Below are 22,207 nucleotides of genomic sequence, written 5' to 3'. Positions count from 1 at the left end.
TAAATGTATCGCTCTGGTAAATCCCGCATGGAAATCAAGGTTAATTTTCTCGACAACCTCAGGCTTGAAGCCAAGTTTGATGATTTCACGGTGGTCGCCGATCAGCCTATTCGTTACAAGGGCGACGGTTCGGCACCGGGCCCTTTCGATTACTTCTTGGCTTCGTCGGCGCTATGCGCAGCGTACTTCGTGAAGTTGTATTGCCAGACCCGCGATATACCTACCGATAACATTCGGCTGTCGCAGAACAATATTGTCGATCCAGATAATCGCTACAACCAGATTTTCAAGATCCAGGTCGAATTGCCCGCTGATATTTCCGACAAGGACCGACAGGGCATCTTGCGTTCAATCGATCGTTGCACTGTGAAGAAGGTGGTTCAGACTGGCCCCGAGTTCGTCATCGAAGAGGTCGAGAATCTGGACGCTGACGCCCAGGCGCTGCTGCTACCTGTCACCGGCTCCGAAGCGAGCACCTACATTGCAGGTAAGGATCTGCCGCTTGAGCAGACGATTGCCAATATGTCGGGAATCCTGGCCGATCTTGGAATGAAGATCGAGATTGCCTCGTGGCGAAATATCGTGCCTAACGTCTGGTCATTGCATATCCGTGACGCGCATTCACCGATGTGTTTCACCAATGGTAAAGGCGCTACCAAAGAGAGCGCTCTGGCGTCGGCGCTAGGCGAGTTCATCGAGCGACTCAATTGTAATTTCTTCTACAACGATCAGTTCTGGGGTGAGGACATCGCCAATGCCGAGTTCGTCCATTACCCGAACGAGCGCTGGTTCAAGCCTGGCCGTAAGGACGCGCTGCCGGCAGAGATACTTGATCAGTACTGTCTTGAAATTTACAACGCCGATGGCGATTTACGCGGCTCGCACCTGTACGACACCAACTCAGGCAATGTCGAGCGAGGCATCTGCGCCTTGCCTTACGTGCGGCAGTCGGATGGCGAGGTGGTGTATTTCCCGTCCAACCTGATCGAAAACCTGTTCCTCAGCAATGGCATGAGCGCCGGCAACACGCTGGCTGAAGCTCAGGTGCAATGCCTGTCGGAAATCTTCGAGCGCGCGGTGAAGCGGGAGATACTTGAAGGGGAGATCGCGCTGCCGGATGTCCCCCAAGACGTGCTAGCGAAATTTCCTGGTATCGTGGCGGGTATCCAGGGTCTGGAAGAACAAGGTTTCCCGGTGCTGGTCAAGGATGCATCGCTGGGTGGGCAGTTTCCGGTGATGTGCGTGACCCTGATGAACCCGCGTACTGGCGGCGTATTCGCCTCGTTCGGCGCCCACCCCAGCTTCGAAGTTGCGTTGGAGCGCAGCCTTACGGAGTTGTTGCAGGGTCGCAGTTTCGAAGGGCTCAACGATTTGCCTCAGCCGACCTTCGAAAGTAACGCAGTGACCGAACCGAACAACTTCGTTGAACACTTCATCGATTCGAGCGGTGTGGTGTCGTGGCGCTTCTTCAGCGCCAAGGCGGACTATGAGTTCGTCGAATGGGATTTCACCGCTGAAGGCGAAGACGCCAACGCTCAAGAGGCGGCGACCTTGTTCGGCATCCTCGAAGAAATGGGCAAAGAGGTCTACATGGCGATCTACGAGGATTTGGGCGCTACGGCGTGCAGAATTCTCGTGCCCGGCTATTCCGAAATCTACCCGGTGGAGGATCTGATCTGGGATAACACCAACAAGGCGTTGCTGTTCCGTGCCGATATCCTGAATGTGCACAGTCTCGACGATGCACGTTTGCAAGCCCTGGTCGAGCGTCTGGAAGAAAGCGAGCTGGACGACTACACCGACATTACCACCTTGATCGGGATCGAGTTCGACGACAACACAGCCTGGGGTCAGCTGACGATTCTCGAGTTGAAGCTGCTGATCTATGTCGCTCTGCAGCGATTCGAGGAAGCCAAAGAGCTGGTTGAAGCCTTTCTGCAATTCAACGACAACACCGTCGAGCGCGGTTTGTTTTACCAGGCGTTGAATGTCGTATTGGAAGTGGAGCTGGACGAAGAGCTGCAGCTTGACGACTACGAGGCCAATTTCCGCAGGATGTTTGGCGATGCTCGGATGGACGCTGTGAACGGCTCGTTGGACGGTAGCGTGCGCTTCTTTGGCTTGACGCCGACCAGCATGAAACTCGAAGGGCTCGATCGCCACCAGAGGCTGGTCGACAGCTACAAGAAGCTCCACACGGCTCGAGCCAAGGCGATGACTACGGCCCGCTAGTTGATCGACTGATCGAGGGGATGGCAATAGAGCCCGCATCGCAGCGGGCTCAATTGTTGTTGTCGCGCGGCTGTTTCAGTTCGCTGCTACGGGTTCCGGCTTGTGCTGTTCGTTGCTGGTCGCCTCACCGCGCACGGGTGCCGCGTCGTAGAGTTCGATCATGTGGTCGAGGTTAGCCCGCACCCGGGCTTTCATGGCTTCGACTACAGTGCGTAGTTCGGCTCGTTGGGTATCGCCAAACGCATTGATCAGGTTGGTTCCGATCTGGCTGATCTGAGGGACTTCTGCAAAACCGCACGACTGCTTCGGAACCCAGGTTTCAAGAAAGCTCGAGAGCTTGATAACCCGCTGTGGCAGCAACGCGATTTGCGGAACGGCATAGGCTAGCGCGGTTATCGCACCGTGCAGGCTGGTGCCGCAATACAGCTTGCTAGTGGCGATGCAGCGGATGATGTCATCGATATTTCCACTGTCGACACGGTAGGCGCGCTCGTCCCCTAGCAGGCTGTGCAGCTTGTCGAGCGGTTCGTCATCGGAGTGCCCGGGCGCCTTGCCGATGGTCAGCAAGGCGATCCTCAGACCAGTGTTGACGTTGAGTTCGGTCAGTTGCTGAGCGATCGCCTCGATGCGCCGCTTGGCGTGGTGATCGGAGATATGGAAAACGATATGGCCGGGCTCGGCGGGCTCGGCGGGCTGCGCAAAGATATCGGATATCAGAATGGCGCTGTCGGGTACCAGGTTGTGTTCGACGCCGAGTTTGTCCAGCTCCGCCGATGTTTCCCGGTCACGCACCGACACATAGGTGCAATCTTTGAGGTTTCGCTTGATGGCATCGTGGATCAGCGGCTTCTTTCGGCTGATCTCGTTTCCGCCCACGCTGTTGTACATCACCTTGTAGCCCGGCAGGTCGCGCTCGCCCAGGACCAGCGGAATATCGGAAGGAATCGAGGTAAACATACGGCTCAAGCGAATGAAGGCCTTGTGGCCAATGAGATAAGGGCTGGCCTTGATCGGGTAGTAGATTGCTTGCGGTGCGAGGTAGCCAATGATGCTTTCCCATTGCGCCGTGAGGCATTCGCCACCTGCCACGATTAGCATCGTTTTCGGCTGCTCACGGGTGGCGCTCAGGGCTTTCTTCAGCGGAATGGTGGGTAGCGCTCCGTAACTGGAAAGGTTGGATTTCTTGGTCGCCGCGATCAGCACGGAAAAGCGACCGTTCGCTTCCAGGTAACGCTTGAGGACGATTGCAAAGAGCAGATCGCCATAGTTGTGCCGGTCATAGGCTCCGTAAGCAATTACGTTTACCCGGTCAGTCATAGCGTCGGACTCCTTTCGATGTTCTTGAACTGCACGTAAAGCAGGATGTTTTTAATTGCGAGCGCTACGGCGGTTGCGAAGCAGGCGCCGTTGACGCCGAAGCGCGGAATGAGGATCAGGTTGAGCACAACATTGATAACGCAGGCCGCAATGTTGTTATGCAGGTAACGCCGATGATTGCCGGTCATGGTCATGAAGATGCCCAGCGGACCTGCAGCAAGCACGAAAAAATAACCGATAGCGAGCACCAGCAACGGATAAACGCCTTGCTCACGGTATTCGGGGCCGAACACGGCGAGGATGTATTCGCGTAGCAGTCCGATGGCCAGCAGGATCATCAACGCCAGCGCGAGCATGAAGCGCGAGTACTTGCGGACGATGGCAAATGCGCCGGCATGATCATTTCGCGCCCAGCGTTTGGAAATGTCCGGCGCGATGGTGCCGTTGATGATGAATAGCAGAGTGGTCGAGAGCGCGGCGATCTTGGCCGCAATGTAGTAGATACTGACTTCACTGGCCGAGCGCAGCACACCGAGCAGCAGCGTGTCGGACAGCTCGATGACGCTGTTCATCACCGCAATCAGCATTAGCGGTACACAGAGGATGAGCATGTCTCGCCAGCCTGGCGCGGCTTCAGATCTTGAGCGGGGCAGGTTGCTGCGAGCGCGCCAGATTGAACCTGCGATGGCGAGCGCGAAACTGAACACAAAACAGGCCACGACGTTGGTCAGATCGCTCCCGGTTACAGCTACCAGCAAAAGCGTCAGTGCTGGCTGAAAGGCCGTTTGCCAGAACAGGCCTTCGCTGGTTTTGTGCTTGGCCTTCAAGGTTTCGCTGGCGATGCTCAGCAGCGACAGGCCAAGGGCAGTAATAGCGAACAGAGCGGCCGCGTGAATGAAATGGGCTTGTGTGGTCTTGGAAAAATACACCACCGTCAGGCCGATCAAGAACGCGGGGATGTTCATCAGGGCCGCGAGTAACAAGGCGCGGTCGAAGTAAGCGCGCTGCTGGCCTTCTTGCAAAGAAGAGATGTTCTTCAGGCAGGCAATATCGAGGCCCAGCCGTGCGAGCAGTGACAGAAAGATGCCCAGGGCCACGCAGAAAAACACGGTACCAGCGAGCTCTGGCACCAACAGGCGCGCCAAGAGGATATTCAGGCCAAGCGTAGCGCCGGCTCCGCTGCCTTTGGTCACGATGAGTCGAGCGTATTTGACGAGGTCGGCTTTCATCCCAGGCGGGGGTGCATCCGTGGCGTAGGCCGATTTCATTCAGTGCTCCTGCGGCCGCTAATCGCGACAAAAGCCAAGGCTGGCGTCCGGGTTGCTACTGCCGCGCAAGCTGAACACGCAAATAAGCGGTTCGCATTTGGCAGCCATGCATACGCCGTCAGTCAGTGGCGGACTGAATTGACGACTCCATCAAGAGCGTAGACAGGGCAGAAAGTTCCTCCGGTCAGATGCTTGTGTGGGTTAAGCCGGTCGGCCTATGCGGGCCAGAGCGGATTGAGTCGCCTCGCTCGTCACGCGGGACGAACTCTCATCATCAAGGGCCGTCCCACCATTAACGGCTTCGGCTTTAATCAGAGCGAATAGAGGAAATGGCAATGCTGAACACGCGTGGCATCGGCAGCTTTGAGCTGTTGAAACGCACCTTCAAGGAATTCAGCAACGACGACATGACCACTTACGCGTCGGCGTTGGCATACCGTGCCATTTTTTCGTTGTTTCCCTTTCTGCTGTTTCTGATTTCGCTGCTTGGTCTGCTCGACCTGCAGGAGTTTTTCACCTGGCTTCGTGAGCAGGTATCACTGGTGTTGCCTCCCGATGCCCTGAATTTGGTTAACCCTGTAATCGACGAGCTGCAGGAAAAGAAAGGGGGGTTCCTGTCGGTCGGTATCCTCGTGGCGTTGTGGTCGGCCTCGATCGGGGTTCGCTCGTTGATGAATGCGATGAACAAGGCCTACGACGTTGATGAGGGTCGGCCGACCTGGAAGCTAATTCTCCTATCGGTTGTATACACGATAGGCCTTGCGCTGATCCTGCTGGCAACGGCGGCGCTGATGAGTATCGGCCCACAAGTCATCGAGTGGCTGGCCGATCAGGTTGGCCTGAAAGATATTGTCGTCACGCTCTGGACTTGGCTGCGGTGGCCGGTCGTGGTGGTATTGATGATGCTGATGTTGGCGGTGATCTACTACGTTACGCCCGATGTGGAACAGGAGTTCCGCTTCATTACGCCAGGCTCGGTATTGGCTGTAATCGTCTGGATTGCCGCATCCGTCGCCTTCGGCCTGTATGTGCAGAACTTCGGCAACTATGACGCCACTTACGGCAGCATCGGTGCGGTCATTGTTCTCCTGCTCTATTTCTACATTTCAGCGGCGGTTCTGCTTTTCGGTGCCGAGATGAACGCGGTCATCGAACACGCTTCGGCAGAAGGTAAGAATGAGGGTGACAAGCGTGTCGACGGGTAGCACACTCAAATAGTGCAGATGCCGCTGCGAACAACCGTCGGGGTCGGTGGTCCATTGATTTCATTGCAGAATCTTTCGGATATCGACCCGCTGTGGCACTTCCAGATGCTAGCTGAAACGGCTGGCTGAAGTCGGCTCCGGAGGTTCTGTATCGAGGCCTAACGGAGACGCTCCACTTTGCACATTGCTGACATGACCATGTTCTACGCACCCGCCAGTGGTGGGGTGCGTACCTATCTCGAGGCCAAACACCGGCGGCTGCAGCTGTATGCGGGCGTTCGCCACAGCATTCTCGTACCGGGTGAAACCCACAGCAGCAATGCCGGCATCTATCAGATACCGGCACCTGCGCTACCGTTTGGCAAGGGTTATCGGTTCCCTGTCCGGCGTGCCCCCTGGCGCAACCAGCTGCGCACCTTGCGTCCGGACGTCATCGAGGTGGGCGATCCTTACATAACCGCCTGGGCAGCGTTGGATGCCGGCCGGCGACTCGACGTGCCGGTGATCGGTTTCTATCACTCAGACCTGCCGTTGCTGGTCAGCAACCGCATCGGCCGGTGGTTAGGCACCAACATGAATGGCTATGTGTCGAAGTTATATAGCAGCTTCGATCGTGTCTTGGCGCCAAGCCGCGTAATGGCGGACAAGTTGGCGTCGCTGGGGGTCGACAATGTTTTCGTGCAGCCGTTGGGCGTCGATCTGGAGACCTTTCGGCCGAGCCTGCGTGACCCGCAGATCCGTAGTGAGTTGGGGCTCGCCGACGATGCCAGATTGATGATCTTCGCCGGACGAGGCTCCCGCGAAAAGAACCTTGACGTACTGCTGGAAACGGCGCGGCAGCTGGGCGAGCCCTACCACCTGCTGCTGGTAGGATCGAGCATGCCTCATCGCGTACCGTCCAACGTGTCGGTGATTGATCGCTTTTGCCCGGCCTCGGAGGTGGCGCGCTACATGGCCAGCAGCGATGTATTGCTGCATGCAGGAAATCAGGAGACGTTCGGCTTGGTGGCGCTCGAAGCCATGGCCAGCGGCATACCTGTCATTGCGGCACGTGCCGGTGCGTTGCCTGAACTGGTGCCGTTCCATACCGGTCGCCTCTGTCGACCGTTGGATGCATCTGCCATGGCGCAAACCGTCCGTGAGCTGTTCGAGGATGATCCGAGGCTGCTCGGTACGCAAGCCCGCCAGCATGTCGAGGCGCATCATGCCTGGGATGCGGTCGTGGCGGGCTTGCTGGCCCACTATCACGCCGTGCTGGGCACCGTTGAACTGCCAGTTGCCGTAAATGGCTGAGCGCAGCCTGATGCTGGTGCTACATGACGTGGCACCGGAAACCTGGCCAGACTACCGCTCATTCGTCGAGGCTGTGGATGCGCTTGGCAACATCCCCATCTCCTGGCTCGTTGTGCCGGATTTTCACCGCCGCAACCGGCTTGAGGATCATGAAGCATTTCGACGTATGCTGGAGGGGCGGCTCGCTCGCGGCGATGAATTGATCCTGCATGGCTGTTATCACGCCGACGAGGCGCCTTCGCCACGTACGCCGCGCGACTGGTTCATGCGCCGCGTCTTTACCCACGAAGGAGAGTTCTATCCGCTGAGCCGAGAGGAATCGGCCAGGCGTCTACGACGTGGCATCGAGCTGTTCGAGCGCAACCAGTGGCCGTTGCACGGTTTCGTGGCGCCTGCCTGGCTGTTGGGGCCGGGAGCCAGGCAAGCACTGGCTGCGACTGGGCTGACGTACACCAGTGACCCGGGCCACTTGTTCTTGCTGCCTGACTACACAGCCATCGACGCGCCCGGGCTGGTCTGGAGTGCTCGCACTGCCTGGCGTCGCGGCATGTCTCGGTTGGTCAGCGAGCGGATGCTCAGCCGACATTGGCAAGCGCCGGTATTGCGGCTCGGGTTGCATCCGGTGGATATGCGCCATGAGTACTCGCGTCAGTACTGGCTGGGCCTGTTGACTCGGCTGCTCACCGACGGGCGCGAGCCGGTGACCAAAATAGGCTGGCTTGATCGCCACATATTGGCTTCGAGCGCCGCGGCATGAATCGCCGTTGGTGGTTGCTGGCCGGCGCTTTGCTGGTGGCGGCGCTGGTGCCGGTCCTGCTGGGCGGCAGCGGACTGTTCGAACGGTTAAAAGGTTTTTCCCCTGTCTTGCTGCTGACGATGCTGGGCATGATCGTCGTTGGCTGGTACTTGAATGCGCTAAGGCTGCGGTTGCTCATTGGTCGCCGTCGGCTGGGGCAGCACCGCGCGGTGGGCATCGTTATCGCCACCGAATTCGCCATCTGTGCTACGCCCGGTGGGGCGGGTGGGCCGTTGACCATGATGGCCTTGCTGCTGCGCCACGGGGTCGCCCCCGCCAAGGGCACCGCGACCTATGCCGTCGAGCAGCTTACCGACCTGCTGTTTTTCGCCTGCGCGTTGGTCGGCGTGTTGATCTATGCGGTCACCCACTCGCTCAACAGCTATATCGCCAGCCTGCTTGGCTTCAGTGCGGCGTTACTGATCGGCTTGATGGTGGTGCTGGCGTTACTTGGACGCTTCCATCGACAGGTGTTTCTACTCAACGGCTGGTTGATTGGCCGGTTGGGCGTGAAGGGCTCTCGTCAGCGTAGCTGGGCCAGAAAGGTGTTGGGTTTTCGCAACGCCTTGCTCGAGTGTTTCCGGCTGCCACGGTCGATCCTGCTAGGGGTGTTCTTGCTCACAACGCTGCATTGGCTGCTGCGCTATAGCGTGCTGTACCTGACGCTGCTAGGCCTGGGCAGCTCGCTTGCCTGGGCCTGGACCTTTATCGTGCAGCTGCTGGCGCTGACGGCCGGACAGCTCAGCCTGCTGCCTGGCGGTGCGGGCAGCGCCGAGCTGGCTTCGGCCGCCTTGCTGGCACCATTGGTAGGGAAATCCACCGCGGCGGCGGCCATTCTGATCTGGCGCTTCGTGACGTACCACTTCTATCTCATCGCCGGCGCGCCGCTGTTCCTGCATCTTGCCGGCAGGCCCTTTATCAATCGTCTGACGAAAGCGCGGGGCAATTGAGCGAGCCCGTCGTACCTTTCCTCGGATAAGGGAAACTATTGCCGAAGCGGCCGGGTCAACAAGACGTAACCCATGAAGCAGAGAGGAACATGCCATGAGCAGTACTGAAGACAAGATGAAAGGCAACCTCAACGAAGCCGCCGGCAAGGCCAAACAGGGTCTGGGCGAGGCAACCGATAACGAGCGCATGAAAGGCGAAGGCCAGCGCCAGGAAGTCAAAGGCGACGCTCAGCAGGTCAAAGGCGAAGCCAAGGATACAGTGAAGAAGGGCGTGGATCGCGCCTGACCACTTGTGTGTCTAGTCCTGAAATAGGTTTACACCTGTTTCGCCTAGATTTGCGTTATCTAGAACGCTCGATGCACTGCATCGGGCGTTTTGTATTTCAGGGCCAAATGCGGTCGCTCTGTGTTGTAGATCCTGATGGCCTCGCTGACCATCGATCGGGCCTGTATCAGGTCATCGGGACTCGCTAACAGTAATTCGTTCTTCAGAACTCCATTCACCCGCTCCGCAAGCGCGTTCTGATAGCAGTCGTATCCATCTGTCATCGAACACTGGACACCATGGCGCTTGTGCAGCGCCTGGTAGAGAGCCGAGCAATACTGTATTCCTCGGTCGGAGTGATGGACGAGTGCATGATTACCCTGCCGCTCTTTCAATGCCTGCCGGAACGCGACCGCCACTGATTCTGCTTGCAAGCCCTCATGGACATGATAGCCGACGATTTTTCGTGAGTAGGCATCAGTGACCAAGCTCAGATACAGAGGGCCGTTTCGACCTGGCAGGTATGTGATATCCGCTACCCACACGTGGTTGGGCGCTTTCGCCTTGACCTGATCAGGCCCTGATTTGAGCAGGTTTGGGTGCCGATAAAAGCGATGAAAACTCTGGGTGGTCTTGTGATAGGCACGCTTGGGCTGGATCAATAACCGGCGCTCTGCCAAGATCCTGAACAGCCGATCACGCCCCACTTTCAAGCGGTCATTGGCCTGGCTGCGCAGAAGATAATGCAGCTTGCGCGTACCGATCCGTGCTTGGCGTAGCCTTACGCGCTGAACATATTGCGCGACCTGCTCATCCTGTCTATGACGCTCATCAGCAACACGGTTGCGCTTGTAGTAAGCCTGACGACTGATGGATAGAAACTGGCAAGCCCTGACGATGGTCAGCCCTTGGATTTGTTCTTGCGAGAGGACTTGCCGGGTCGCTTTTTTACGATCGAGACGCCGTAATCCTTCTCCAGCACATCGACCACGGCTTCGAAAAACTGGGCCTTCTGACTCGTGAACTGAAGTTGTTGCTCCAGCTCCTTGATACGTTGCTCAGGCGTAAGGTCTTTGGGATCGGTCACGGCTTGGCTCCTGTCGGCTCGAATGGATGCCCCCTGGCTCCAATCCTGCCGACCATGCTTACGCAACCATACCAAAACGGTGGATCGGCCCTGAATGCCGTAGCGCTGCTGAGCCTGTTTGTAGGTCAGCTCGCCTTTTTCGACCTGATCAACCACCGCCAATTTAAAGGTCAGCGAATAATCACGCTGTGTACGCTTAACACCTTGCTCCATCGAACTCTCCAAATTCGCAGGCAGAAGGTGTAAACCTTATTTAGGACGGGACAGTGCCATGAAAAAAGCCCGCATCGCGCGGGCTTTTTTTTGTCTGGCGCTTAACGCTCCAGATACTGCAGCTTGTCCTTCACGCCGTCCCATTCTTCGGCGTCCGGCAGCGAGTCTTTCTTCTCGGTAATATTCGGCCAGACTTCCGCCAGGTCGGCGTTCAGCTGGATGTACTCCTGCTGCTCATCGGGCACTTCATCTTCGGAGAAGATAGCCTGCGCAGGGCATTCCGGTTCGCACAGCGCGCAGTCGATGCACTCGTCCGGATGAATGACCAGGAAGTTCGGGCCTTCATAGAAGCAGTCCACCGGACAGACTTCAACACAGTCGGTGTATTTGCACTTGATGCAGTTGTCGGTGACGACGAAGGTCATTTCTAGCTATCTCCTCGGGCGTGTCAGGTGGCGTTGCAATGACGCCCCCGTTCGGCAGGACTATGGCGGCACCGGGCAAATGCCGCTCATATCCAAAAAATGCGCGCGATTCTAGCAGCTTTTTCGCAGCCGTCAGACACGCGCTTTCAGGTTGTATAGCAGGTCCAGTGCCTGGCGCGGACTCATATCATCGGGATTGATTCGCGCCAATTCTTCGACCACGGGGTGAGGCAGGCTTGCGAACAGGTCGTTTTGCATAGGTGGGGCAGGCTGGCCGGGCGAACTCTTAGGCGTCTCGTGGGGCAGGCTGGTGGTTTCCAATCGCGACAGATGGTCACGTGCGCGCTGGATGACATCAGCGGGCACGCCGGCCAATTGCGCCACGGCCAAGCCGTAGCTCTGGCTTGCAGGCCCAGGCAGCACGTGATGAAGAAACACGATCCGCTCATTGTGCTCGGTGGCCGACAAATGCACATTGGCCACCACCGGCTGACTTTCTGGCAGCACGGTGAGTTCGAAATAGTGGGTCGCGAACAACGTATAGGCGCGTAGTTTTGCCAGATGCTCAGCCGCTGCCCAGGCCAGCGACAAACCATCGAAGGTGCTGGTGCCGCGACCGACTTCGTCCATCAGAACCAGGCTGCGGTCGCTGGCGTTATGCAGAATATTGGCCGTCTCGCTCATCTCCACCATGAAGGTCGAGCGGCCGCCTGCCAGATCGTCCGAAGAGCCTATACGGGTGAAAATGCGGTCAACCAATGACAGCTCGCAGCCCTTGGCTGGTACGAAACTGCCGATCTGGGCCAGCAGAACGATTAGCGCGGTCTGGCGCATGTAGGTCGACTTACCGCCCATGTTCGGCCCGGTGATCACCAGCATGCGGGTGTCGTCATCAAGCTTGAGATCGTTCGCTACGAAGGGCGTTTGCAGAACCTGTTCAACAACCGGATGGCGACCTTGCTCGATCAGCAGGCACGGATGCTCGACGAAGCGCGGACGATTGAGGTCCAGCGTCAGGGCGCGTTCGGCCAGGTTGCTGAGCACGTCGAGTTCGGCCAGCGCCGCGGCGCTATCCTGCAGCGGCGCGAGATGACCGATCAGGCGTTCCAGCAGTTCTTCGTAGAGCTGCTTTTCGCGCGCCAATGCGCGGCTCTTGGCAGACAGGGCCTTGTCTTCAAACGCCTTCAGCTCGGGTGTAATGAAGCGTTCGGCGCCCTTGAGCGTTTGCCTGCGGATGTAGTCGGCTGGTGCAGATTCAGCCTGCTTGCTTGGCAACTCGATGAAATAGCCATGTACGCGGTTGTAGCCGACCTTCAGGTTAGCCAATCCGGTGCGTGCCTTCTCGCGGGTTTCCAGATCCATCAGGTATTGGCCGGCGTTCTCGGACAACGATTGTAGTTCGTCCAGTTCGGCGTCGTAGCCGCTCTTCAGTACGCCGCCTTCGCGGATCACCGCCGGTGGGTTGTCGATGATGGCCTTTGCCAGCAACTCAGCAAGCTCAGGGTAGGTCTGGATGGTGGTGGCCAGCTCGGTCAGATGAGGCGCAACCAGCTCTTTCATGCCTTCCTGAAGCTGAGGCAGGGCAGCGAGTGCATCGCGCAGGCGCGCCAGGTCTCTCGGCCGAGCGTTTCGCAGGCCGATGCGTGCGAGGATGCGCTCGAGGTCGCCGATTTCCTTCAGCTGTGGCTGAATCTGCTCGAAGCGGTAATGTTCGAGCAGACAGGTGATAGAGTCCTGGCGGGCTTCGAGCACGCTTCGATCACGCAGCGGGCGATTCAGCCAGCGGCTCAGCAGGCGGCTGCCCATGGCCGTCTGGCAGCGATCGACAACCGATTGCAACGTGTTTTCGCGACCGCCGCCGAGATTGATGTCCAGTTCCAGATTACGCCGGGTCGCGCCGTCAAGGATGACCGTCTCGTCGAGACGTTCATGACGAAGGTTACGCAAATGGTGCAGTGCGGTACGTTGGGTCTCCTTGGCGTACGTCAGCAAACAACCCGCAGCACCAATGGCCAGCGTTAGCTGCTCGCAGCCGAAGCCCTTGAGATCCTGGGTGCCGAACTGCTGGCAGAGGCCTTTGAAGCCGCTGTCGCGGTCGAAATCCCAGGGGGCGCGTCGCCGCACACCGCGACGTTTCTCGACCGGCAGGCTCGCTGGCCAATCATCAGGGATCATCAGCTCAGCCGGGTTCAGCCGCTCTACCTCAGCCAGCAGGGTTTCCCAGCCGCTGAACTCCTGCACGCTGAATCGCCCACTGGTGATGTCCAGGACCGACAAGCCAAAAAGCTTTTCATCGCCGACTACCGCTGCCAGCAGATTGTCGCGGTGCTCGTCGAGAAGCGCTTCGTCACTCACCGTGCCCGGGGTGATGATCCGCACCACCTGTCGCTCGACGGGCCCCTTGCTCGTAGCTGGGTCACCGATCTGCTCGCAGATCACCACGGACTCGCCAAGCTTGACCAGGCGGCTGAGGTAACCCTCGGCTGAGTGAAACGGGATGCCCGCCATCGGGATTGCGTTGCCCCCGGACTGGCCACGCGCGGTCAGGGTGATGTCGAGCAGCTTGGCCGCTCTCTTGGCATCGTCGTAGAACAGCTCGTAAAAGTCGCCCATGCGGTAAAACATCAGCTGATCAGGATGCTCGCGCTTGAGCTTCCAGTATTGCTGCATCATGGGTGTGTGATGGGACAGGTCTTGTGACATATGACTCGACTTGGGGCAATGTGCTGGTATAGCGCGGACGCGCCTCGACTCCGTTCTAACGGAGGCGTTTGCTGGCACTGTGCGCAGGGTGAAATAAACCGCGAAGGTTATCATGGGACGTGACGGGTACGATGAGGCAAACCTGCCGAGCCTTCAATCGGCACCCCACGCAGCAGTTTGAATGATCGGTATTGCTATGTCTGGTCTGGAACAGGCGTCGAGCGCATCTACGAATCTGCTGCTGGTCGCGCTGGTTAACGTGATCGTCGTTGCGGTGGTTGTGGCGATTCACTACGAGTTTCTGTCGCGTCTTTCTGCAAGCAGGCCGAGCCCGCGTTTCCACCATCGCGCCTGGATCCTGTTTGGTGTGTTCGGCGCCCTGACCGCCCACGCCATGGAGGTCTGGGTGTTTGCCTTTGCCTATTACTTCATGCACCACGCGCCCGGTTGGGGATCGCTGGCCGGCGAGTTCAGTGGCAGCCTGTTGGATTGTGCCTATTTTTCGTTCACAACATTTACGACGGTCGGCTTCGGCGACATCCACCCCGTCGGCCCCATTCGCTTTCTGACCGGCATCGAGGCGTTGACGGGGCTGGTGTTGATCACCTGGACCGCCTCGTTTCTATTTCTTGAAATGCAGCGCTACTGGACTGTGCGGTGACGGCGAGCAATGAGGGGCCTCGGCCATGTGTGGCTGACCGGTGGCACTCGCGCTGCTAAGGTAGCGTTCTACATTGCATCAGGAGCTTTTATGTCCACCTTGACCGAGCTTGCCGCTCAGCTGGGCCGTGCGCTCCACCATCGCGCTGCACAAGTGACAACAGCCGAGTCCTGCACCGGGGGAGGCATTGCCGAAGCCATTACCCGTATTTCTGGCAGTTCGGCATGGTTCGAAGCTGGTTTCATCACCTATTCCAATCTACAGAAAACCCGTCAGCTGCAAGTGCCGGAACACTTGTTTTCCGAGGTGGGTGCAGTGAGCTGCGAAGTGGTCGAAGCGATGGTGCGCGGGGCGCAAGCCGCTAGCGGGGCGCGGTATGCCGTTGCGGTTAGCGGCGTAGCGGGGCCGGGCGGTGGCTCGCCGGAAAAGCCCGTCGGTACGGTGTGGTTGGCCTGGGCTCGCGACGATGAGCGGTTCTCAAGGCGCTTCCAGTTCGACGGCGACCGGCAGGCCGTTCGTGAACGGAGTGTCGAGGCGGCGCTCGTCGGATTGATCCGCCTTGTGTCCGGAGAAAATCCGAGTCAGGGCTAGGCGCTTGTTTTAGCCTATGCTCTAATACTGTCTACTTATACAGTTGTCGTGGCCTCTGGCCCTCTTGATCAAGTGAGGATTGTAATGGACGAGAACAAGAAGCGCGCCTTGGCTGCCGCCTTGGGCCAGATCGAAAAGCAGTTCGGTAAAGGCGCGGTCATGCGCATGGGCGATCATGATCGCCAGGCGATACCTTCGATTTCCACCGGCTCGCTGGGCCTGGATATTGCCCTTGGCATAGGCGGCCTGCCTAAAGGCCGGATCGTCGAGATCTACGGTCCGGAGTCGTCGGGTAAGACCACCATGACGCTGTCCGTTATCGCCGAAGCCCAGAAGGCCGGCGCCACTTGCGCTTTCGTCGACGCCGAGCATGCGCTTGATCCCGATTACGCTGGCAAGCTAGGCGTCAATGTCGACGACCTGCTGGTCTCGCAGCCTGATACGGGCGAGCAGGCGTTGGAAATCACCGATATGCTGGTGCGCTCCAATGCGGTTGACGTGATCATCGTCGACTCCGTAGCGGCTCTGGTTCCCAAGGCGGAAATCGAAGGCGAGATGGGTGATACCCACGTCGGCCTCCAGGCGCGGCTGATGTCTCAGGCGCTGCGTAAAATCACCGGTAACATCAAGAACGCCAACTGCCTGGTTATCTTTATCAACCAGATCCGCATGAAGATCGGCGTGATGTTCGGTAGCCCGGAAACCACTACTGGCGGTAACGCACTGAAGTTTTATGCATCGGTTCGTCTCGACATTCGCCGTACCGGCGCGGTGAAGGAAGGCGATGAGGTGGTCGGCAGCGAAACCCGCGTCAAAGTCGTCAAGAACAAGGTAGCGCCACCGTTCCGTCAGGCCGAGTTCCAGATCCTTTACGGCAAGGGCATCTACCGTAATGGCGAGGTTATTGATCTCGGCGTTCAGCAGGGGCTGGTCGAGAAATCGGGAGCCTGGTACGCCTACAAAGGCAACAAGATCGGGCAGGGCAAGGCTAACGCTGCCAAGTATCTGGAAGAGAACCCGGAGATCGGTCGTGAAATCGAACAGCAGATTCGCGATAAGCTGCTGGTGGTTTCGCAGAACAACAAGGCCAATCCGGTCGTAGAAGATCTGGCCGAAGCTGACTTCTAAGCAGCATGCCGGTCGTGCTCGACACCCCCGCCGCGGTGCGGCGGGCTGCAATGGACCTACTGGCCCGGCGCGAACACGGGCGAATGGAGCTAAGCCGTAAGCTGCGCTCGCGCGGTGCTCCGGCTGATCTCATCGAGCCAGCGCTGGAGCGGCTGGCTGATGAGGGGCTGCTCAGTGAGGCCCGTTACCTCGAAAGCTTTGTGCGGATGCGCGCCAATGCGGGCTATGGCCCATTGCGCATACGCGAGGAGCTGACCCAGCGAGGTCTGCCACGAGAGGATGTCGAGCAGGCGTTGCGAGACAGCGGCTTTGACTGGGGTGAGCAGCTGCGCGACGTCTGGTTGCGAAAGTTTGGTGAATTGCCAGGCGATCAACGCGAAAGGGCCCGCCAGGGGCGCTTCCTGAGCTATCGGGGTTATCCGCTGGATTTGATCGGGCGCCTCCTACGGGGCGCTTCGTTGGACTGATCTGGGTTCGATAGCTGTGTCAGCGTTGTCCGTTTGTAACCGCGTCATTTTCAGTCGTCCGTACCCAGCGACGATGCCCAGTGTTCCTTGGTATTGATGAAGTCGGTCAGCTCTCGCAGCCGGCCATGGTCCCGCCCGTTGAAAACGAAACACAGCCTGGGTAACGGCTGCAGTTCCGGCTCGTCCAGCTCCATGTCGCCGCACGCTTGCTGCTCGAAGCCGCCTTTGAGACAGAGGTCGGCGAACTGTTCGTTCATATGAGACATTGCCGCATCGCTCAGTACATGGTTGATACGCATGACGAAGCGATCCTTCAGCCATCGGCTTGAATGGAAGTTGCTATAGAAGTGATCGATCTCGGCGGCAGCGTCCTCGGCAGTGTCCACAAGGCGCATCAATCGCATGTCGGTCGGCAGAATGTAGCGATTCCCTTCCAGCTGGTGGCGCATAAAGCTCAGCGCGTCTTTCCAGAACGTGCCTCCTGGCTCGTCCAGCAGAATGATGGGGACGAGCGGGCTTTTGCCCGTTTGGACCAGGGTAAGAACTTCGAGGGTTTCGTCCAGCGTGCCGAAACCACCGGGACAAAGCACCAAGGCATCCGCCTCCTTGATGAAAAACAGCTTACGTACAAAGAAGAAGTGAAAGGACAGCAGGCGGTCGGTGCCGTCCACCACAGGATTGGCGTGCTGCTCGAAGGGCAGGGTGATGTTCAGCCCAAGGCTATTATCCATGCCGGCGCCTTCATGGGCCGCCGCCATGATGCCGCCTCCAGCACCCGTGACCACCATCAGGTCATGGCGGGCCAGGGTTTTGCCGAGTTCACGTGCAAGTGCATAAAGGGGATGCTCGATAGGCGTGCGTGCCGAGCCAAAAACAGTCACCTTTCGGCGTCGCTTGAACTGATCGAGCCGGCTAAAAGCATGCTCCATTTCGCGCATGGTCTGTAACAGGATCTTGGCATCCCAACGGCTTCGGTCGGCTTGTGCCATTCGAATTACAGTCACCAGCATTTCCCGATATAGAGGCCGGTTTTGGCTGCTTTCGGGTACAACGAGCGCCACCAGTTCATCGATTTTCTTCGACAGCTCCGCACCGCTGGTCTTGAAGTGTCGCGACAGATAGTCGTCCGGCTCGAAAGGCATAACGTCTCCCTTGTATTGAATTGCGCGCAGCTGCTGCCAATGTCAATAGTGGTAGATGGGTAGCGACTTGGACGCATGGTTACCGCTAACGATAGCGTAGCGCTTGGGCCCTGGGTGACAGGCCGCGCTGCGGGGCCCCCTTCGTGGGCGCATGGACGGGGACTGTGTGCTCTGGGCTCGAGCCTGTGCGTCCCGAGTTAGCACGCACTCCCGTCGGGCCGGTATGGGCGTTTTCTTATTACGTGCTGCGACCGGCCTCGCTATTGCCGCTTCAAACTGCTTCGGACAACAGGGCGAGGGAGGCCGAGCATAGTGCGCTAACGTCGTCGAGTCGCTCCAAGGCGGCTCGAGGTGTGTTCAACATATCAGCAATCGTTGGCGCGGTAGCGCTCGGTAGTGATTGGCTTTTTGCTTTGGTATTCACTGAACTCGAAGCGCAACACTGCACCCTGATTCATCAGCTGCCGCAACCCTTCATTGTTGCAAACGCTGGCAGCGAGCTGGGTGCGGACCTGCTTGGGGTTGTCACGCATTTCTGCGGCGTGGCGTGGCTGGACACTGAGGTGGTTAACCAGTTCGTTGCCGTCGACGCTATAACCCTCGTCGAGGATGTCGGAGTTGATCGCACGAGGGGTGCCTACACTGCTTTCGCGGGCAACTTCGTCGAGCAATTGACCGAGCGGTTGATCCTGCGCCGAAGCGGTGTGAGCGAATGGCAAAGCGAGGCATAGCGTGAGGAGCGAGGTTAGACGGTACATGGTGTTCTCCTGATGACTGCCGTCGTTCGACCGGTGCCAGTCGGGACGGTTCATCGGCTGCCAAGCTTTGCCGGCGGGCTGGTAAACTGCCGTCCCTTTTAGGCCGATCGTATATCCATGTCTCATGCTGTGATTCGTCTTCGCGAGGCGCGTCTGGCGCGTAGCGCCAAGCCTTTTATCGCGCGCGGCTCGCGTACGCCCCGCTGCACTCGCTGTCGGATCGCTGTCAGTCATTGTTTATGCGCCTGGCAGCCAACGGTGGCGACCAAAAGTGCAGTCTGCCTGATCATGCACGATATCGAGCCGTTGAAGCCAAGCAATACCGGATGGCTGATTGCCGATATCGTCGCGGATACCTACGCCTTTACGTGGCAGCGGACGGGTGTCGAGCCTGCTCTGCTGGAGCTGCTATCCGACCCGAGATATCAGCCGGTCGTTGTTTTTCCAGGCGAGTACGCCGAGCCTGGCCGAGTGGTATCAGACATCAATGTTGCGCAAGGAAAGCGTCCGTTGTTCATTCTGCTTGATGCGACCTGGACCGAAGCGCGCAAGATGTTTCGTAAAAGCCCATACCTGAACCAGTTGCCAGTGCTGAGCCTGCAGGCCGACGTACTGTCGCGTTACCGTCTGCGCCGCTCGACGCGTAGCGAGCATCTGTGTACTGCGCAAGTCGCTGCGTTGTGCCTTGGATTGGTGGGAGACCAGCAGGGCGCAGAAGCGCTGGATACCTGGCTAGATGCCTTTACTGACCATTACCTGGGCGCGAAGCATCATCGTCAGCCTGACTTCGATGATGAGACTCATCGCGCTCTTGTTGCTCTGGGCGGGCAATAATACTCGGATCAGTGCCGGGCCACCGGCGGTATCTCGTTATCTACAACCACAGGGACGTCTTTCCGTGGCCAGAGTTGTGCAGCGAGCATGCCAATGAACATCAGTGCGCAGCCGAGATAACCACGCGGGTTGAGGCTTTCGTCTAGCAGTAACGCCCCGGCAATTGCGGCGAACACGGCTTCGAGTGAGAGAATGATCGCGGCATGTGAGGCGATTGCATGCTTCTGCGCCACGACCTGCAAGGTGTAGCCCACCCCAACAGCGAACATGCCGCCGTAGATCAATGCAGGCGCGGCTAGCCAGATGCTGTTCAGACTGGCCTGTTCGAAGAACGCCGCCAGCACCAGGCTGACAACCGCACAGGTGACGAACTGCAAGAAGGCTAGGCGGATGGCGTCATGGCGACCAACGAAAAAACTCACCAGCAGCACATGAACGCCCCACACGAAGGCTCCTGCAAGCTGTATCCAGTCGCCAGATGCAACTTGAAAATTCTCGTCGATGCTAAGCAATGCCATGCCGACCACCGCGAGGATCGCGCCCACCCAAGTCCCCATTCCGGTCCTGTGACCAATGGCCAGGCCCAGCAATGGCACGACGATGACATACAGCCCGGTGATAAAGCCTGAGTTGGTCACGCTGGTGAACAGCAAGCCGACCTGCTGCAGGTTGATGCCGACAGTGAGCGCGAGGCCCATGCAGATACCGCCGATCAGCAGCCCACGCTCAAGGAACGGTTTCTGTCCTGCGGCGCCTCGGCCCTGATGCACCAGCAATGGCAGCAGCACGAGCGCGCCCAAGGCGAAGCGCAACCCAGTGAACAGAAACGGGCCGATGTTCTCCATACCGATCCGCTGTGCGACGAATGCGCTACCCCAGATCATGGCCGTAATGAGCATCATAAAGTCAGCGCGAAGGGCTTGTTTACGCATCTTTCAACTCGCGTGCAGAAAGCCGGTAACTCTGCATCAAAGCGGTGTAATTGGCCACAATTGCCGTCATTCGCCTCTCGCTCAAGTGATTTAATGCGCAACGGTGATCGAATTTCCCGTGGTGGCGCGATATCATCATCGCGGTTATCCGAGCATATTGCGGGTTCTTACCGTCCTGATTGTCAGCATCCGGCTCAGGCTGGTGAAAGCGCCAATAAAAACTACAGGTCCGCCATGGCTGCTTACGAAATCCTTATCGCTGATGATCATCCCCTGTTTCGCAGTGCGCTACAGCAAGCATTGACGCTTGGTCTGGGCGATGGGGTGCGGCTGTCCGAGGCGGCTAGCATCGCCGAGCTCGAAGCCCAGCTGACTCGAACCTCCGATTGGGATCTGGTTCTGCTGGACCTGAACATGCCCGGCGCCTATGGATTTTCTGGGCTGGTGTTGCTCCGGGGGCAATACCCTCAACTGCCAGTCGTGATGATTTCTGCTCAGGAAGATGCTGCGGTGGTGGCGCGTTCGCGCGAGTTTGGCGCCAGTGGTTTCATTCCCAAGTCCAGCTCGTTGGAGACGATTCAGCAGGCGGTTCGCGTCGTGCTTGAAGGCGACGTCTGGTGGCCAAGCAATATCGATGAGGTTGCGCATGTAAGCGCAGAAGCCAAGGCTGCCAGCGAAGGTCTTGCGAGCCTCACGCCTCAACAGTTCCGCGTGCTGACGATGGTGTGTGACGGTTTGCTGAACAAGCAGATCGCCTACGAGCTCAGCGTGTCCGAAGCGACCATCAAGGCGCACGTTACGGCGATCTTCCGAAAGCTGGGCGTCCGTACGCGTACCCAGGCTGCGCTTCTGCTGCAGCAGATGGGCTCGATTCCTGGCACCTGATCCCAGCATAGGGCGCCGGTTCATGCAGCTGCGATTGGAGGCGTCGGTCAGGCAATCGTGGGCAACACGATCTCATCACTTCGTCGCACGCCGGCTGTTAGTGCTCGGCATTGCTCGACGAATTCCCGCATCGCGGCAGTTTGAAACTTCAATGAGTGCCAGATGAAGTAGAACTGTCGAGACAGATCAAGTTCGGGCGTTTCGAGAGCAACCAGGCTGCCGCGGCGGAACGCGTCGCGCAGAGCCAGCCGAGAGATACAGCCTATCCCGAGGCCGGATTCGACGGCCCGCTTGATCGCCTCGGTATGCTCGAGCTCAAGGCGAATGTTCAGTTTGGCGGGATGGTGGCGCATGGCGTGATCAAACGTCAGGCGTGTACCGGAGCCCTGTTCTCGGAGTATCCATGCTTCACGAGACAGCTGTTCCACGCTCACCTCGGTGTGTCCCGCCAGTGCATGCTGTGGGGCACAGAACACCACCAGTTCGTCCTCGACCCATGGCAGTACCTCAATCTCCGGGTGCTGGCAGTCGCCTTCAATCAGACCGAGATCAAGTTCGTGTTGCGCAACCTGTTGGACAATATGTGCAGTGTTATGTACATGCAGTTTTACTCTGCATTCAGGGTGCCGTTGCATGAAGCCCCCAATCAACAGGGTGGCGAGGTAGTTGCCGACCGTAAGCGTGGCCCCAACGCTGAATGAGCCGAAACCGGTTTTGCCGGCCAGCAGGTCCTCGATGGCTTTGGCTTGGTCGAGCAGGCCCACCGCCTGCGGAAGGAGCTGGTGGCCCAGCGCATTCAGCCACAACCGCTTGCCTGCGCGGTCGAAGAGTTGGCAGCCTGACTGACGCTCCAGCTCGGCCAGTGACGTACTGGTTGCCGATTGTGATAGGGAAAGGCTCTCTGCTGCGCGTGAAACGCTTTCGTATCGCGCAAAAGCAACGAAAACCTGAAGCTGACGGAGCGTGAAATGCATATCTATATAACCGATAACATATATCGTTAATATTCGTTTAGCGGATATTAATCAGGTCGGTAAACTAGTAGCAATTATTGA

Annotated in this window: 21 protein-coding genes; 12 read left to right on the top strand and 9 right to left on the bottom strand. The window is 58.3% G+C overall.

Annotated features, from left to right (window positions below; translation table 11 throughout):
* The first annotated feature begins 27 nt into the window (after positions 1–27).
* Positions 28–2,232 (top strand): OsmC domain/YcaO domain-containing protein, encoded by a 2,205-nt coding sequence (locus tag JQR87_RS14065; RefSeq protein ID WP_407296046.1) that lies wholly within the window; start codon positions 28–30, stop codon positions 2,230–2,232.
* Between the two features lie 75 nt (positions 2,233–2,307).
* On the opposite strand, the gene JQR87_RS14060 is transcribed toward JQR87_RS14065, so the two are convergent.
* Both JQR87_RS14060 and JQR87_RS14055 read right to left on the bottom strand, forming a co-directional pair.
* Positions 2,308–3,549: a polysaccharide pyruvyl transferase family protein gene (locus JQR87_RS14060; RefSeq protein WP_407296049.1), complete on the bottom strand. Its 1,242-nt coding sequence runs from the start codon at positions 3,547–3,549 to the stop codon at positions 2,308–2,310.
* The gene (locus JQR87_RS14055; protein ID WP_407296051.1) at positions 3,546–4,817 is read right to left on the bottom strand and encodes an oligosaccharide flippase family protein; all 1,272 of its coding nucleotides are present in this window, start codon (positions 4,815–4,817) and stop codon (positions 3,546–3,548) included. Before JQR87_RS14055 ends, JQR87_RS14060 begins: the two co-directional genes overlap by 4 nt.
* Positions 4,818–5,146: 329 nt before the next feature.
* Here JQR87_RS14055 and JQR87_RS14050 point away from each other — a divergent pair, with 329 nt between their 5' ends.
* The 5 genes from JQR87_RS14050 (at position 5,147) to JQR87_RS14030 (ending at position 9,347) form a co-directional block, all read left to right on the top strand.
* A complete protein-coding gene (locus JQR87_RS14050) occupies positions 5,147–6,022 on the top strand; it encodes a YihY/virulence factor BrkB family protein (protein ID WP_407296054.1) in 876 nt (291 codons plus the stop codon).
* Between the two features lie 177 nt (positions 6,023–6,199).
* Complete coding sequence (locus JQR87_RS14045; RefSeq protein ID WP_407296057.1) at positions 6,200–7,315, top strand: glycosyltransferase family 4 protein; 1,116 nt, start codon at positions 6,200–6,202, stop codon at positions 7,313–7,315.
* On the top strand, positions 7,308–8,072 hold the full coding sequence (locus JQR87_RS14040) for a DUF2334 domain-containing protein (RefSeq protein WP_407296059.1): 765 nt from the start codon (positions 7,308–7,310) through the stop codon (positions 8,070–8,072). The genes JQR87_RS14045 and JQR87_RS14040 overlap by 8 nt, the downstream gene beginning before the upstream one ends.
* Positions 8,069–9,061, top strand: a complete 993-nt coding sequence (locus JQR87_RS14035; RefSeq protein WP_407296060.1) for a lysylphosphatidylglycerol synthase transmembrane domain-containing protein — start codon at positions 8,069–8,071, stop codon at positions 9,059–9,061. Before JQR87_RS14040 ends, JQR87_RS14035 begins: the two co-directional genes overlap by 4 nt.
* A gap of 94 nt (positions 9,062–9,155) precedes the next feature.
* Entirely contained in the window at positions 9,156–9,347 is a 192-nt protein-coding gene (locus JQR87_RS14030) for a CsbD family protein (RefSeq protein ID WP_046162061.1), read from the top strand.
* A 59-nt stretch (positions 9,348–9,406) separates the two neighbouring features.
* Here the strand turns inward: JQR87_RS14030 and JQR87_RS14025 are convergent.
* The 3 genes from JQR87_RS14025 to mutS form a co-directional block, all read right to left on the bottom strand.
* Positions 9,407–10,626, bottom strand: a protein-coding gene (locus tag JQR87_RS14025) for an IS3 family transposase (protein WP_407296061.1) whose coding sequence is annotated in 2 segments (ribosomal slippage) — positions 9,407–10,278 and positions 10,278–10,626 — 1,221 coding nt in all. Because the reading frame shifts where the segments join, the coding sequence is not laid out codon by codon here.
* 101 nt (positions 10,627–10,727) lie between these two features.
* Complete coding sequence (gene fdxA, locus JQR87_RS14020) at positions 10,728–11,051, bottom strand: ferredoxin FdxA (protein ID WP_407296063.1); 324 nt, start codon at positions 11,049–11,051, stop codon at positions 10,728–10,730.
* Positions 11,052–11,183: 132 nt separating this feature from the next.
* The gene (gene mutS / locus JQR87_RS14015; RefSeq protein WP_407296066.1) at positions 11,184–13,754 is read right to left on the bottom strand and encodes a DNA mismatch repair protein MutS; all 2,571 of its coding nucleotides are present in this window, start codon (positions 13,752–13,754) and stop codon (positions 11,184–11,186) included.
* A gap of 235 nt (positions 13,755–13,989) precedes the next feature.
* On the opposite strand from mutS, the gene JQR87_RS14010 reads away from it, so the two are divergent.
* The 4 genes from JQR87_RS14010 (at position 13,990) to recX (ending at position 16,601) form a co-directional block, all read left to right on the top strand.
* Complete coding sequence (locus JQR87_RS14010; RefSeq protein WP_407297686.1) at positions 13,990–14,415, top strand: potassium channel family protein; 426 nt, start codon at positions 13,990–13,992, stop codon at positions 14,413–14,415.
* Between the two features lie 90 nt (positions 14,416–14,505).
* The gene (locus JQR87_RS14005) at positions 14,506–15,006 is read left to right on the top strand and encodes a CinA family protein (RefSeq protein ID WP_407296069.1); all 501 of its coding nucleotides are present in this window, start codon (positions 14,506–14,508) and stop codon (positions 15,004–15,006) included.
* Positions 15,007–15,090: 84 nt separating this feature from the next.
* Complete coding sequence (gene recA / locus JQR87_RS14000) at positions 15,091–16,134, top strand: recombinase RecA (protein ID WP_407296072.1); 1,044 nt, start codon at positions 15,091–15,093, stop codon at positions 16,132–16,134.
* Positions 16,135–16,139: 5 nt separating this feature from the next.
* Positions 16,140–16,601, top strand: a complete 462-nt coding sequence (gene recX, locus JQR87_RS13995; RefSeq protein ID WP_407296074.1) for a recombination regulator RecX — start codon at positions 16,140–16,142, stop codon at positions 16,599–16,601.
* A 50-nt stretch (positions 16,602–16,651) separates the two neighbouring features.
* Here the strand turns inward: recX and JQR87_RS13990 are convergent, their stop codons facing one another.
* Both JQR87_RS13990 and JQR87_RS13985 read right to left on the bottom strand, forming a co-directional pair.
* Positions 16,652–17,743 carry a TIGR00730 family Rossman fold protein gene (locus JQR87_RS13990; RefSeq protein WP_407296077.1) on the bottom strand — a complete coding sequence of 364 codons (1,092 nt, stop codon included), beginning with the start codon at positions 17,741–17,743 and terminating at the stop codon, positions 16,652–16,654.
* 365 nt (positions 17,744–18,108) lie between these two features.
* The gene (locus JQR87_RS13985) at positions 18,109–18,501 is read right to left on the bottom strand and encodes a PA3611 family quorum-sensing-regulated virulence factor (RefSeq protein ID WP_407296080.1); all 393 of its coding nucleotides are present in this window, start codon (positions 18,499–18,501) and stop codon (positions 18,109–18,111) included.
* 117 nt (positions 18,502–18,618) lie between these two features.
* Here JQR87_RS13985 and JQR87_RS13980 point away from each other — a divergent pair, with 117 nt between their 5' ends.
* Positions 18,619–19,335 (top strand): tRNA-uridine aminocarboxypropyltransferase, encoded by a 717-nt coding sequence (locus JQR87_RS13980; protein ID WP_407296083.1) that lies wholly within the window; start codon positions 18,619–18,621, stop codon positions 19,333–19,335.
* Between the two features lie 8 nt (positions 19,336–19,343).
* On the opposite strand, the gene JQR87_RS13975 is transcribed toward JQR87_RS13980, so the two are convergent.
* Positions 19,344–20,267 carry a DMT family transporter gene (locus tag JQR87_RS13975; protein WP_407296085.1) on the bottom strand — a complete coding sequence of 308 codons (924 nt, stop codon included), beginning with the start codon at positions 20,265–20,267 and terminating at the stop codon, positions 19,344–19,346.
* A 234-nt stretch (positions 20,268–20,501) separates the two neighbouring features.
* Between JQR87_RS13975 and erdR the strand changes: the two genes are divergently transcribed.
* Positions 20,502–21,152 carry a response regulator transcription factor ErdR gene (erdR, locus tag JQR87_RS13970; protein WP_407296088.1) on the top strand — a complete coding sequence of 217 codons (651 nt, stop codon included), beginning with the start codon at positions 20,502–20,504 and terminating at the stop codon, positions 21,150–21,152.
* Positions 21,153–21,199: 47 nt separating this feature from the next.
* On the opposite strand, the gene JQR87_RS13965 is transcribed toward erdR, so the two are convergent.
* A complete protein-coding gene (locus tag JQR87_RS13965; RefSeq protein ID WP_407296090.1) occupies positions 21,200–22,126 on the bottom strand; it encodes a LysR family transcriptional regulator in 927 nt (308 codons plus the stop codon).
* Positions 22,127–22,207 lie beyond the last annotated feature (81 nt).

Source organism: Stutzerimonas stutzeri, assembly GCF_051028275.1.
GTDB classification, from domain to species: Bacteria; Pseudomonadota; Gammaproteobacteria; order Pseudomonadales; family Pseudomonadaceae; genus Stutzerimonas; species Stutzerimonas stutzeri_AS.
This window is presented reverse-complemented; position numbering and strand designations above follow the sequence as displayed.